The sequence below is a fragment of the Streptomyces endocoffeicus genome, assembly GCF_016741935.1.
Lineage (GTDB): Bacteria > Actinomycetota > Actinomycetes > Streptomycetales > Streptomycetaceae > Streptomyces > Streptomyces endocoffeicus.
Genome location: NZ_JAERRG010000017.1, coordinates 75,509 through 88,598 on the forward strand (window position 1 = coordinate 75,509; position 13,090 = coordinate 88,598).

A 13,090-nucleotide genomic window follows, 5' to 3' on the forward strand; every position below is an offset into this window, starting at 1 on the left:
CGTGGCGGGTGACGCGCGCTGGGCGTCCGCCGAGAAGGGCGAAGCCATTTTGGACGCATGCGCGGAAGCGATCGCCGCATGGCTGATGGAATGACCCTGGCGCCCGGCGGTCACATCCGCTGGGCTGACCGCGGTGTCGCCCGTATGCCCGTATGTGCGAGATGGGCACGAGCGGGAGGCACCTCCCGGCACGGCGCGGATGGAACGAGCAAAGGGGCATCGACATGACGCAGGCGCCGAAGCAGGACGGCTACGCGGCTGAGTACCGGCGCAGCCTGGAGGATCCGGAAGCCTTCTGGCTGGACGCCGCCCGTGCCATCGACTGGACCGTCGCCCCGACCCGGGCCCTCGACGCGTCGGAGGCCCCGCTGTACCGGTGGTTCCCGGACGGGCGGTTGAACACCTGCCACAACGCTCTGGACCGCCATGTCGACGCCGGGCGCGGCGAGCAACTCGCGCTGGTGTACGACAGCCCGGTCACCGGCCGCAAGACGGCGTTCACCTACCGGGAGTTGCGTGATGAGGTCGCGCGGTTCGCCGGGGCGCTGGCCGGGCTCGGCGTGGCCCGGGGCGACCGCGTCGTGATCTATATGCCGATGATTCCCGAGGCGGTCGTCGCCATGCTGGCCTGCGCCCGCATCGGCGCCGTCCACTCGGTCGTCTTCGGGGGATTCGCCGCGCGTGAGCTCGCCGTGCGCATCGACGACGCCCGCCCCAAGCTCGTCATCGCCGCCTCGTGCGGCATCGAACCGGCCCGTGTCGTGCCGTACAAGCCGCTGCTGGACGATGCCCTCGCGCTGGCCGAACACCAGCCGGAGCACTGTGTCATCCGCCAGCGGCCGCAGTGCACGGCGGAGATGACCGGCCGTGACGTCGACTGGGACCGGGCCATGGCGACCGCCGAGCCGGTCGGCTGCGTCCCAGTGGCCGCCACCGACCCGCTGTACATCCTCTACACCTCCGGCACCACCGGTCGGCCCAAGGGCGTGGTGCGCGACAACGGCGGCCACGCGGTCGCGCTGCGCTGGTCCCTGGAGAACGTGTACGACACCCACCCCGGCGAGGTCTTCTGGGCGGCCTCGGACGTCGGCTGGGTCGTCGGCCACTCCTACATCGTCTACGCGCCGCTGCTCACCGGCTGCACCACCGTGCTCTACGAAGGAAAGCCCGTCGGCACTCCGGACGCCGGTGCGCTGTGGCGGGTGATCGCCGAACACCGCGTGACGGCACTGTTCACCGCGCCGACGGCGATCCGCGCGGTGAAGAAGGAGGACCCGCGCGGAGAACTTCTGCACGCCCACGACATCGGATCGCTGCGCCACCTGTTCCTGGCCGGCGAGCGCCTGGACCCGGAGACCTACCGCTGGGCCACCGACCTGCTCGGCGTTCCGGTGGTCGACAACTGGTGGCAGACCGAGACCGGCTGGCCGATCGTCGCCAACCCCATGGGCCTGGAGCCGCACCCGCTCAAGGCCGGTTCGCCCACCGTGCCCATGCCCGGCTACGACGTGCGCATCCTCGACGCCACGGGCCGCGACGCACCGCCGGGCGCCGACGGCGCGGTGGCGATCCGGCTGCCGCTGCCGCCCGGCACGCTGCTCACCGTGTGGCAGGACGACGCACGGTATGTGCGCTCGTACCTGTCCGCCTACAGCGGCTACTACCTCACCGGCGACGGCGGCCGTAAGGACGAGGACGGCTACGTCTACGTCATGGGCCGCATCGACGACGTGATCAACGTGGCCGGGCACCGGCTGTCCACCGGCGCGATGGAGGAGGTGCTCGCCGCTCACCCGGATGTCGCCGAGTGCGCTGTCGTCGGCGTCGCCGACCCGCTCAAGGGGCAGGTGCCGCGCGGTCTCGTCGTGCTCAAGGCGGGCCTCGACCGCGATCCGCGGGACATCGCCACGGAACTCGTCGCCGCCGTCCGGGAGACGATCGGCCCCGTGGCGGCGCTGCGCCGGGTCGACGTGGTCGCGGCGCTCCCCAAGACGCGCTCGGGCAAGATCCTGCGCCGCACCATGCGCGACATCGCCGACGGCCGGGACACCGAGCTGCCCTCCACGATCGACGATCCCGCGGTGATCGAGGCGCTGCGACCGGTACTCCGCGACGACGTCTAGTCCTCGTGCCCTACCCTCCGGTCGCCGGCGACCGGAGGGCGACCAGCGCCGCCCGCTGCTCTGACCATGGCAGCGCCGTCGACCGCGCCGTCGACAGCGACGGTAATTGGTGTTGGCTGTGGGGGCGGACCCGGTAGATTAGCGATCTTCGGGTGGCCGCAGTCTCCTGGAGTCCCAAAGGTAAACGCCATGAAGCACCGCGACCGGACACCCGCACGACTTCGCCTCGACAGCGCGCTGGACGGCCTGAGCGCTGTCTTTCGCGGGATGTCCGCCCACCCCGATGAAGACAACTGTGCGTGTCACTGGGGAAGCGCGGAAGACCTCGCGCTGCTGAAGACGCCGGATACGGAGCTTGACCCCGACCTTCTGCGTCGCACCTGGCAGGCAACCGACTGGACCTACAAGGCTTCCGTGCTGCGTCGGATCCTGCCCCAGTTCACCACGGCTCTCACCCGCGGCCTCATCGCGCCTCTTTTCGGTATGGAGGAAGTCGGACGCACCTTCCACCACGCCAAGTGGCAGCAGTGGCCCACCGAGCAGGCCGCGGCGGTGGAAGAATTCCTGCACGCGTGGTGGGCTCACGTCCTCACCGATCCCGACCCCGCCGTGCCGCCGTACGAAGTCCTCGCCCTGAACGCCGAAGCCTCCGCCACGCTCAGTCCGTGGCTCCACACCTGGGAGACCCAGACTCACCCCACGGCTGACCAGCACTTGGCGGACGCAGTGACCCACTGGGAGTGCAAACTTCTCGGGGATTACCTCCCCTGGGACACCTGGCACGACGAGGACGACATGCGCACCGGGCTGACAGCCTGGCTGCTGCTCCACGCCCCCGCTCGACTGCGGGCCCACGGCGCTTCTGAAGAGCTGCTCCACCGGATACGGCTGCTCGGCCTCACCTGGCCCGACCGCTGGGAGGACCCACACTGGCCGGGGTACCGCTACTGAACCCCGAGCCGGTGCCGCCACGGGCGCGGCACCGGCGGCCATCCCGCCCCACCGCGAATGCATGATCCGCGGGGTGCCGGTAACCCGCCGAGGGCCCACCACAGACGAGGAGGGGAGCAACGCCGTGCGCATCGGAATCATCGGAGCGGGCCACATCGGCTCGACGCTGGCCCGCCACTTCGCCTCGATCGGCTACGAGGTGGCGATCGCCAACTCACGCGGCCCGGACACCCTGGCCGACCTGGTGACCGACATCGGCGGCCCGATCCGCGCGGTGACCGCCGAGGAGGCGGCCCGGATCGGCGCGGCGGTGGTCGTGTCCATCCCTTACGGCCGCTACCGGGAGCTGCCGACCGAGCCGCTGCGCGGCAAGGTCGTCATCGACACCTGCAACTACTACCCCGAGCGGGACGGACACGACCCGGAGCTCGACGCCGACGCCACCACCTCGAGCGAGAAGATCCAGGCCCACACCGGCGCCAACCTGGTCAAGGCGTTCAACGCGATCTACTGGGAGAACCTCCGCGACCACGCCCGCCCCAAGGGCGCCACCGACCGGGTGGCCATCCCGCTGTCCGGCAACGACGAGGAGGCCAAGGCCGCCGTGGCCGGGCTGATCCGCGACATCGGCTTCGACCCCGTGGACGCCGGCCACCTGGGCGAGGGCGGCCGCAAGCACCAGCCGGGCAGCCGCGTCTACGCCAACGAGATGTCCTCCGCCGAGACCAGCGCCCTGCTGAGCGTCGCCTGAGCCCAGGGCTGACGCCCGTGGGTGCCCTCGTCAGCTGTTCCGGTTCGGGACGAGCCTGCTCAGATCGATCTTGATCTCGAATGGGACGGGGCGCTCCAGGATCTGGCGGAAGATTCCTGCTGGAGCGTACACACCGGTCGGCTCGTCGAGCTCGTACGCATGTACGACCGGCGCGCGGTCTTGTTCGTCCACACACCAGTAGTGCCGGATCCCGGCCTCCGCGTACTTGCGCAGCTTGACCGTACGGTCGCGGTGTGCGGACTCGGGCGAGACAACCTCGACCACCAGCTGTACGTCGTCCGGGGCGTACCAGGTGCGATCGGGGTCGAACGCTTTCGTGGTCACCAGAAGATCGGGCTCCGGGCGATCGCGGGCGTCGAGCCGTATGGTCATCTCTCGTTCGACGTCGAAGCCGTCTGGTACCTGCTCCATCAGCGTGGTGGTCAGGGCGGTGACGAGACGGCCATGCCATGACCGCCGGGGCGACATCATGAAAACGAGCGCTCCGTCGATCAGCTCGGTGTGGCGCGGCGCCTCGGGGAGGCGGTCCAGATCCTCCGCGAACCAGCCTTCCGCGCGCGGCGGGCGCATCCAGTCGGGCAGTGCGGTCATGGCTCAACGGTAGCGGTTTCGGGTGCTGGGAGGACGTCACCTTTCCCCCGCCGTCAGGGCTTCTTCGGCTTGTCCTCGCCGTAGAGCCAGACGTCGAAGAGGCGGGTCAGGTCCTTCCCCGATTTCCGTTCGCACAGCTCGATGAACTGCTTGGTGTCGGCGTTGCCGTGCTGGTGGTCCTTGAGCCAGGTGCGGAGGATGGTGAAGAAGGCCGGGTCGCCGACGGCCCGGCGGAGCTGGTGGAGCACCATCGCGCCGCGGCCGTAGACGGGCGGGTCGGAGACGCTGGCGACGGTCGGGGGGTCGGCGGGCGGGAAGTCCCAGATGCCCTCGCTCTCGTCGTCGGTGCCGTCGTAGAAGTCGTCGAAGATCTGCTGGGCGGTGCGGCCGTCGTGGTCCTCCTCCCACAGCCACTCGGCGTAGGTCGCGAAGCCCTCGTTGAGCCACATGTCCTTCCAGACCCGGGGCGTGACCGAATTGCCGAACCACTGGTGGGCGAATTCGTGGACGACGAGCGCCGTGTCCGGGGCCGCGTCGAAGAACGGTTTGGTCTGGGTCTCCAGGGCGTAGCCGAGGCCGGGGAGGTGGCCGACGACGGCGCCGGTGGAGGAGAAGGGGTACGGGCCGAAGGTGCGGCTCTCCCAGGTGATGACGTCGTCGACCTGCTTGGCGATGTCCTTGGCGTCGGCGGCCTCGGTGGGGTCGACGGCCAGGTACGCGGGCAGGCCCTTGCCGGTGGTCGTCGTACGGATCCCGAAGCGGCCGATGGCGACCGTGGCCAGATAGCTCGCCATGGGCTCGCCGCTGTGCCACCGGAAGGTGGTGCGGCGCCCCCGGGTCTCCTGGCTCTTCAGCTCGCCGTTGGAGACGGCGGTGTAGCCCTGGGGAACGGTGACGGCGATGTCGTAGGCGGCCTTGTCGGAGGGGTGGTGATTGCCGGGGAACCAGGTCATGGAGCCGGTCGGCTCGCCGAGGGCCACCGCGCCGTCGTGGGTGGGGATCCAGCCCTCCTTCCCGGTGTCCTCGCCGGTGAGGGTCTTCGGCTTGCCGTCGTAGACGACGGTGGCCGTGAAGGTGCGGCCCTTGGGGAGGGCCGAGGCGGGGGTGAGCACCAGCTCCGTGCCGCTGCGGGCGGCCTTGGCGGGACGGCCGTTCACCGTGGCCTTCCGCACCCGCAGCCCGGTGAGGTCGAGGTGGAAGGAGCTCAGCGCGCGGTCCGCGCGGGCGGTGATCCGGGCGGTGCCCTCGAGGTGGCGCGAGCCGGGGGTGTAGTCGAGGGCGAGACGGTAGCCCCGTACGTCGTAGCCGCCGTTGCCGAGCCGCGGGAAGAGCGCGTCGCCGACCCCCGCGCCATCCGCCCCGGCACTGGACGCCCCGTCCGCCCCCTGTGCCCCGGCGCCACCGGTGCACCCCGCGCACAGCGCGAGGAGCAGCACACCGGGCAGCACCCGCGAGAAGCGGCGAGTCGCCGTGGCCGCCGCGCGTGACCTGGTCATGCCCGCTCCGGCCCGGGCGCCGGGGGTGCGGCCCACTCCGGCAGCGGTTCGTCGTCCATCTCACGTCCCTACGCTTCGGCGGCTGATCCTCAGGAGCGTAATGCGCCCGACGGGCGGAAACGTGCGGGACCGCCGATGGCACGGCGCCGCGTCACGGACGCAAAGGCCGGGCGCTGCCCGGGGCCGGGCAGCTCACCGACCTTTGCGCGACTTAAACGTCCCTGAGCTGCAGTTCACCACTTCTAGTGAAGCTCTGGCCTCCAGTTGCAATCGGCAACCCTGAGTTGCCAAGCTGTTGCTGACTGTCAACCCAGGGAGTGCACGTGGCCTTTGGTGACCAGCCCGCATACCTCCGCGTCGCCGACGATCTGCGGAAGAAGATCGCCGCGGGTGAGCTGCCGCCGCATGCGCGTCTCCCCTCCCAGGCCAGGATCCGGGAGGAGTACGGGGTTTCGGACACCGTCGCTCTCGAGGCGCGCAAGGTGCTGATGGCCGAGGGGCTGGTCGAGGGGCGTTCCGGGTCGGGGACGTATGTGCGGGCGCAGCCGGTGCCGCGGCGGGTGGTCCGGGGCGGGTTCCACACCGCCGGGGAGACCACGCCGTTCCGGCAGGAGCAGACCGACGACCGGATCACCGGCACCTGGGAGACCGAGAGCGAGCAGGAGGCGGCCGGAGGCGAGATCGCCGGACGGCTGGGGGTCGAGGCGGGGGAGCGGGTGATGCGCACCCGCTATGTGTTCCGGTCGCAGGGGGAGGTGGTGATGCTCTCCACCTCCTGGGAGCCGCTCGAGCTCACCGGCCGTACGCCCGTGATGCTGCCCGAGGAGGGCCCGCTGGCCGGGCGCGGGGTCGTCGACCGGATGGCCGCCCTCGACCTGGTGGTGGACAACATGGCGGAGGAGGTCGGCGCGCGCCCCGGCCTGGCCGAGGAGGTGCTGGCGCTCGGCGGGGTGCCGGGCCACTGGGTGATGGTCATCTCGCGTACGTACTTCGCGGGCGGCCGTCCGGTGGAGACCGCCGATGTGGTGGTGCTGGCCGAGCGCTATCGGATCGCGTACCGGCTGCCGGTGAAGTGAACCCTTCGTCCGCCCGGTCCGGCCCGGGACCGGCTGGACCACCTTCGGGCGCACGCGCCCGCCTCCGCCTCCGCGCCCGCCTCCGCGTCCGGTGCGCGCCCACGCCCGCGTCCGGTGCGTGACCCTCCACCCCACCGGTGACCCCGCCTCGGTTCCCGCGCTCTCTGTTGCAAAACTCACATCAGTGCAGGTGAAAGGGGTTACTGGAAGGGGATCATCCGTTTCGCTCTTACGATGGACCGGTTTGTGTCCGGTCGTTGGGGGGCGAAAGGAGTGCCAGGAACTTGAGCACGGAGCAGGGTTCCCACTCGCATTATCGAAGGTCACTCGGACCGGTGGCCCTCACCGCCGTGGGTCTCGGGTCGATCATCGGCTCCGGCTGGCTGTTCGGCGCCGAGCGCGCCGCCGCGCTGGCCGGGCCCGCCGCCATACTGGCCTGGGTGATCGGCGCCGCCGTCGCCCTGACCATCGCCCTGACCTACTCCGAGCTGGGTTCGATGTTCCCCAAGGCCGGGGGCATGGTCCGGTACGGCCAGTACTCGCACGGCTCGCTGGCCGGTTATCTGGCCGCCTGGGCCAACTGGATCGCCATCGTCTCGGTGATCCCCGGTGAGGCCACCGCCTCCGTGCAGTACATGTCCTCCTGGGACTTCGGCTGGGCCAAGGCGCTGTACGACGGGAAGGAGCTGACCGGCAGCGGTGTCGCGCTCGCGTCCGTGCTGCTGCTCTTCTACTTCTTCCTCAACTGGTTCGCGATCACCCTCTTCGCGAAGACCAACACCGCGATCACCGTCTTCAAGGTGGTCGTGCCGACCCTGACCGCCGGGGCGCTGCTGCTGTCGCACTTCGACACCGGCAATGTCACCGGCAACGGCGGCTTCACCCCCAACGGCTGGAACTCCGTGTTCACCGCGGTCGCCGTCTCCGGCATCGTCTGGGCCTACAACGGCTTCCAGTCGCCGCTGAACATGGCGGGCGAGGCCCGTGACCCGGGGAAGTCGCTGCCCAAGGCCGTCATCAGCTCGATCCTCATCGCGCTGGTGATCTACGTCGCGCTGCAGATCGCCTTCCTGATGGCCGTCCCCGCCGCCGATCTGCGGCACGGGGGCTGGTCCGGGCTCTCCTTCAACTCCCCGCTCGCCGATCTCTCCCTGGCCTGGGGTCTGAACTGGCTGGCGATGCTGTTGTACGCGGACGCCTTCATCTCCCCGTCCGGCACCGGCATGATCTACGCGGCCACCACCTCGCGCATGATCCAGGGCGTCCAGGAGAACGGCCATCTGCCGGGGATCTTCGGCAAGGTCGACCCCAAGACCGGCATTCCGCGCCCGGCGCTGCTGCTCAACCTGGGGATCGCCTTCATCTTCCTCGCGGTCTTCCGCGGCTGGGGCTCGCTCGCCGAGATCGTCTCCGTCGCGACCGTGATCTCGTACATCACCGGTCCGGTGGCCGTGATGTCGCTGCGCCGCCTCTCCCCGGAGCTGCCGCGCCCGGTGCGGCTGCGCGCGATGCCGGTGATCGCGCCGATCGCGATGGTCTTCGGCTCGCTGGTGCTGTACTGGGCCCGCTGGCCGCTCACCGGCAAGGTCATCTTCATCATGGCGATCGGGCTGCCGATCTGGGCCTGGTACGAGCTGCGCAAGCCGTGGGCGGAGCTGCGGCCGCATCTGGCCGCCGGCGCCTGGATGGTCACGTATCTGCTCGTCATGGCGGCGGTGTCATGGGCCGGCGGCACGGAGTTCGGCGGGCGCGGCTATCTGCCGGCCGGCTGGGACATCGTGATCGTCGCCCTGATCGGGCTGGCCTTCTACTTCTGGGGCGTACGCAGCGCATGGCGCAATCCGACGCTGCTGGAGGCCGAGCGCGAGCTGGGCGCCACCCCGGCCGCCCCGGCCGACGAGGCGGGCGAGGCGGGCGAGGGCGGCGACGGCGACCGGGTGAAGGCCGGAGTCGGCGTCTGAGACATGGCCGGATGAGTGCCTCCTTGTAAGAACACGTATCCGCTGCGTGAAGGTAGGGCGTAGGCTCGGGCATATGCGGAACGGGATTTCCTTAACGGTGTCGCGGGGTCGTGCGCCCGGGCGCGCCACAGCGGAGGGGGCGGGGAGATGAGTGACGGGAACGCTGTGCTGCCCTGGCTCGTGATCCGCCAGGACAACAACGGCAACCGCTACCGCGTCGGGCGCTACGCCACCAGGACGGAGGCCCAGGAGGTGGCCGACCGCTTGGAGGGTGAGGGCCAGGAGCAGCTGTACGTGGTCGAGCGGACCGCCGCGTCCCGTCAGTCCGGTTAGCCCGAGTCCGGTTTCAGTCTGTGGAATGCGTACTTCTTCCAGAGCCCCGGGGCGTCCGCCCCGGGGCTCTGGTGTGCTTCCGTGCAGGCTAGGGTGCGGATCATGAGCGTGCGTGTGGTGGTGGGCGGAGCGGTGTTCGACCGGGGGCGGCTGCTGGCCGCGCGGCGCAGCGCCCCGCCCGAGCTCGCGGGCCGCTGGGAGCTGCCCGGCGGCAAGGCCGAGCCCGGGGAGACACCACAGGTGGCGCTCGTCCGCGAACTGCGCGAGGAGCTCGGGGTCGAGGTCGAGCCGCTCGAACCGCTGCCGGGGGAGTGGCCCCTCAAGCCCGGCTTCGTACTGCGGGTATGGACCGCGGCCCTGCGCTCCGGTGAGCCGCGCCCGCTCCAGGACCACGACGAGCTGCGCTGGCTCCCCCCGGACCGGGTGGACGAGGTCGACTGGCTGGACGAGGACCGCCCCGCGGTGGCGGAGGCGGTCCGCCGGCTGCGCGCGGCCGGGGCGGATGCGGACAACACCGGGGCCGGTGCGGACAACACCGGGGCCGATGCCGGGGCGTCGTCCGGCGCCGGGTCGGCCGAGGCCACCGAGGGGACCCGGCCACGCACTTCTTGAGAACGTCCCGCGCGGGAAAATCCATGGGGTTCGAGCCGCCTCCGTCTGGTTAGGAGTGAGGGGGAGCGCTGATCATGAGCGCTTCACCAAAAGCCGGGACGGACTCTGATGGCGGGCTGAGATAGTGCTGTGATCGTGAAGACCGTACTCGGGATGGCCGAAGTGCTGGATACTCGGCTATCTGAAGCCGGTCGGAGCACCTGAGCCGGAGGGGACGGGCGCATGAGCGAGAAGCCAGCGGGAGCTGATATGCCCGAGGAGACGGTGGGTTCGCAGGTGTCGCCGATGTCACAGGGGTCCTCGATGTCGGACATGTCGTCCATGTCCTCGATGTCGACGGTGTGGCAGAGCAGTCCTCCCGGTTCGATCTATGACTACATCCGGGTCGCCTCCTTCGCGCTCGGGCCCGACGGCCGGATCGCGCAGTGGAGCGAACGGGCCGCGGAGTTGCTGGGGCTGACGGCGGACCAGGCCATCGGCAAGGATCCGGTGGAGGCGTTCGTACCGCCGGAGTACCAGGAGACGGGCCAGCGCGCGGTGGCCGACATCCTCGACGGCCGGGAGTGGACCGGGCTGGTTCCCTACCGTAACCCCCGGACGCCGAGCGGGCATGGCATCGCCGAGGTCTATGTGATGCCCGCTCAGGACGAGGACGGAAAGCGGGCCGCGCTCTGTATCGCGGTGGACGTCAGCGCGTTGCGCGGACTGGAAACCGATCTTGCTTCTTCACAGGCCGTTTTCGGTCAATCTCCGCTCGGCTTCTTCCTCTTCGGGACCGATCTGCGGATCCTCCGCGTCAATGAGCGCTTTGCGAAGGTTTTCGGTCGCCCCACCGAGGAGTACCGCGGCATCACCCCGCACGATCTGCTGCCGCGTGGCGAGGCAGACCGGCTGGCCGCCGCGCTGCGCCAGGTCCTGGACTCCGGGCAGTCGCTGACCGACATGCCCATCGTGGGCCAGGCGCCGGGCAGCCCCGACCGCCGCCGCTGGTCGGTTTCGCTCTACCGGCTGCACAGCGGCTCCGGCCGCCCCATCGGCGTCGCCGGGCTCGCCACGGATGTCACCGGCCGCCGCCGCGCCGAACAGGAGGCCGCGGGCGTACGGCGCAATCTGGCGCTGCTGAACGAGGCCGGGGCCCGAATAGGCACCTCGCTCGACCTGGAGACCACCGCCCGCGAACTGCTGGACGTGGCCGTACCGCAGTTCTGCGACCTGGCCTCGGTCGACCTCTACCAGGGGCTGCTCTCCGGCGACGAGACCCCGCCCGGGCTCGCCGACGGCAGCGCCGAGCTGCGCCGCGTCGCCTTCGCCAGCGCGGTCTCCGACGGCCCGGTCCCCTTCGGCGACATCTGCCGCGTCAACACCGTGGAGGACCCCAAGCCCATCCAGGTCGGCGAGGTGCACCGCTACCCCTTCAACTCGCTGTGCGCCCACGCCCTGCGCACCGCCCAGGTCCGCGTCGTCCCCGGGCGGGACGGCAGCGAGGCCCTGGAGCTCGGGGCCATGCTGCAGTCCACCCTCGTGGTGCCGATGGTCGCGCGGGACACCGTCGTCGGCCTGGCCCAGTTCTCCCGCACCAAGGGCAGCGAGCCGTTCGGCGAACGGGACCGCGCGCTCGCCGTCGAGCTGGCCGCCCGCGCCGCCGTCAGCATCGACAACGCCCGGCTGTACCGCAGAGAACATGAACGCGCGCTGATACTCCAGCGCAGTCTGCTCCCGCCCGGCGACCCGGAGGCCGCCGGGCTCGATATCGCCTGCCGCTATCTGCCGGGGAACGCGGCGACCGAGGTGGGCGGCGACTGGTTCGACGTGATCGAGCTGCCCGGACACCGCACCGCGCTGGTGGTCGGCGACGTCATGGGGCGGGGGCTGCGCGCCGCCGTGGCCATGGGCGAGCTGCGCACCGCCGTACGCACCCTCGCCCTGCTCGACCTGGAGCCCGCCGAGGTGCTCTCCGCGCTCGACGAGATCGCCCGCGGCCTCGGCACTCCCGGCGGCTCGCACGCCGGCGCGCGGTCCGGCTCGCGCGCCCTCGTGCGCGACGGCAAGGCCGCCGACGACTCCTCCGATCTGACCGAGGTCTACCTCGCCACCTGCGTCTACGCCGTCTACGACCCGGTCACCCGGCGCTGCACGTTCGCCAACGCCGGGCATCCGCCCCCTGTCCTCGTGGAGCCGGGCGAGGACGCCCTGCTGATGGAGGTCCCGCCCGGATTGCCGCTCGGCGTGGGCGGCGAGCCGTTCGAGGAGATCGAGGTCGAGCTCCCCGACGGCGCGCTGCTGGCCCTCTACACCGACGGTCTGGTCGAGTCCCGCGACCACAGTCTTGACGAGGGGCTCCAGGCCCTGCGCGCGGCCCTCAACACCCCGGACGGCGCCGACGGCGCGAGCGGCGCGGCCGGCGCGGCCGGATCCCTCGAGGACGTCTGCGACCACGTCCTGAGCACCCTCGACACCCACCACGGCGAGGACGACATCGCCCTGCTGATGGCCCGGGTGCAGGGCCTGTCGGCCGAGTCGGTCGGCGACTGGCACCTTCCCAGCGCCCCGCAGTCCGTGGGCCGGGCCCGCGAACTGGCCCGGGAGCAGCTGGAGTCCTGGGGTCTTGACGATCTGGTGGACACCACCGAGCTGCTGGTCAGCGAGCTGGTCACCAATGCCCTGCGGTACGGAGAGGGCGAGATCCGGCTGCGGCTGCTGCTGGACCGCACGCTGGTGTGCGAGGTCTGGGACGGCGGTCTGGTGCAGCCCCGGCGGCGGCGCGCCCGGGACACCGACGAAGGCGGGCGCGGGCTCCAACTGGTCGGGCTGCTCAGCGCGGGCTGGGGCAGCCGCAGGACCCCGTTCGGCAAGACCGTCTGGTTCGAGCTGGCCCTTCCGGACGGCGAGTCCTCGGGCCCGGACTCGGTGGAGGCGCTGCTCAGCCTGTGGTGACGGGCCACGGCTCGCTGCGGCGGCGGCCCGTTACGGCAGCGGCCCGTACGGCCATGGCCCGTTACGGCGGCGGGCCCGCGGCACCAAGCGGAGGGCGAGCACCGGCCCCGGCGGGTCGGCGGGTCTTTCCCCTACCCGCCCCTTCCCGAAACCGGGGCTCCGCCCCAGACCCCGAACTGGGGCTTTGCCCCAGACCCTGAGCTGGGACTTTGCTCCAGACCCTGAGCTGGGGCTTTGCCCC

Annotated in this window: 10 protein-coding genes; 8 read left to right on the top strand and 2 right to left on the bottom strand. The window is 71.0% G+C overall.

Translation table 11 applies throughout. From position 1 onward, the window contains the following. The first annotated feature begins 224 nt into the window (after positions 1 to 224). The 3 genes from JK364_RS33985 (at position 225) to JK364_RS33995 (ending at position 3,825) form a co-directional block, all read left to right on the top strand. Complete coding sequence (locus tag JK364_RS33985) at positions 225 to 2,123, top strand: propionyl-CoA synthetase (protein ID WP_201855206.1); 1,899 nt, start codon at positions 225 to 227, stop codon at positions 2,121 to 2,123. 189 nt (positions 2,124 to 2,312) lie between these two features. Further along, positions 2,313 to 3,074: a hypothetical protein gene (locus JK364_RS33990; protein ID WP_201855207.1), complete on the top strand. Its 762-nt coding sequence runs from the start codon at positions 2,313 to 2,315 to the stop codon at positions 3,072 to 3,074. Positions 3,075 to 3,198: 124 nt separating this feature from the next. Beyond that, entirely contained in the window at positions 3,199 to 3,825 is a 627-nt protein-coding gene (locus tag JK364_RS33995) for an NADPH-dependent F420 reductase (RefSeq protein WP_201855208.1), read from the top strand. A 30-nt stretch (positions 3,826 to 3,855) separates the two neighbouring features. Here the strand turns inward: JK364_RS33995 and JK364_RS34000 are convergent, their stop codons facing one another. Together JK364_RS34000 and JK364_RS34005 are read right to left on the bottom strand one after the other, a co-directional pair. Beyond that, a complete protein-coding gene (locus JK364_RS34000; RefSeq protein WP_201855209.1) occupies positions 3,856 to 4,437 on the bottom strand; it encodes a Uma2 family endonuclease in 582 nt (193 codons plus the stop codon). 53 nt (positions 4,438 to 4,490) lie between these two features. Next, entirely contained in the window at positions 4,491 to 5,933 is a 1,443-nt protein-coding gene (locus JK364_RS34005; RefSeq protein WP_201855210.1) for a M1 family metallopeptidase, read from the bottom strand. Between the two features lie 323 nt (positions 5,934 to 6,256). Here JK364_RS34005 and JK364_RS34010 point away from each other — a divergent pair, with 323 nt between their 5' ends. From JK364_RS34010 to JK364_RS34030, 5 genes are all read left to right on the top strand, one after another. Further along, positions 6,257 to 7,009, top strand: coding sequence for a GntR family transcriptional regulator (locus JK364_RS34010; protein ID WP_201855211.1), 753 nt, complete (start codon positions 6,257 to 6,259; stop codon positions 7,007 to 7,009). A 284-nt stretch (positions 7,010 to 7,293) separates the two neighbouring features. Further along, the gene (locus JK364_RS34015) at positions 7,294 to 8,970 is read left to right on the top strand and encodes an APC family permease (RefSeq protein ID WP_201855212.1); all 1,677 of its coding nucleotides are present in this window, start codon (positions 7,294 to 7,296) and stop codon (positions 8,968 to 8,970) included. Between the two features lie 147 nt (positions 8,971 to 9,117). Further along, positions 9,118 to 9,303, top strand: coding sequence for an SPOR domain-containing protein (locus tag JK364_RS34020; RefSeq protein ID WP_037960218.1), 186 nt, complete (start codon positions 9,118 to 9,120; stop codon positions 9,301 to 9,303). Between the two features lie 102 nt (positions 9,304 to 9,405). Next, complete coding sequence (locus JK364_RS34025; RefSeq protein WP_230992906.1) at positions 9,406 to 9,915, top strand: (deoxy)nucleoside triphosphate pyrophosphohydrolase; 510 nt, start codon at positions 9,406 to 9,408, stop codon at positions 9,913 to 9,915. 222 nt (positions 9,916 to 10,137) lie between these two features. Continuing rightward, positions 10,138 to 12,849 (top strand): SpoIIE family protein phosphatase, encoded by a 2,712-nt coding sequence (locus tag JK364_RS34030; RefSeq protein WP_201855213.1) that lies wholly within the window; start codon positions 10,138 to 10,140, stop codon positions 12,847 to 12,849. Positions 12,850 to 13,090 lie beyond the last annotated feature (241 nt).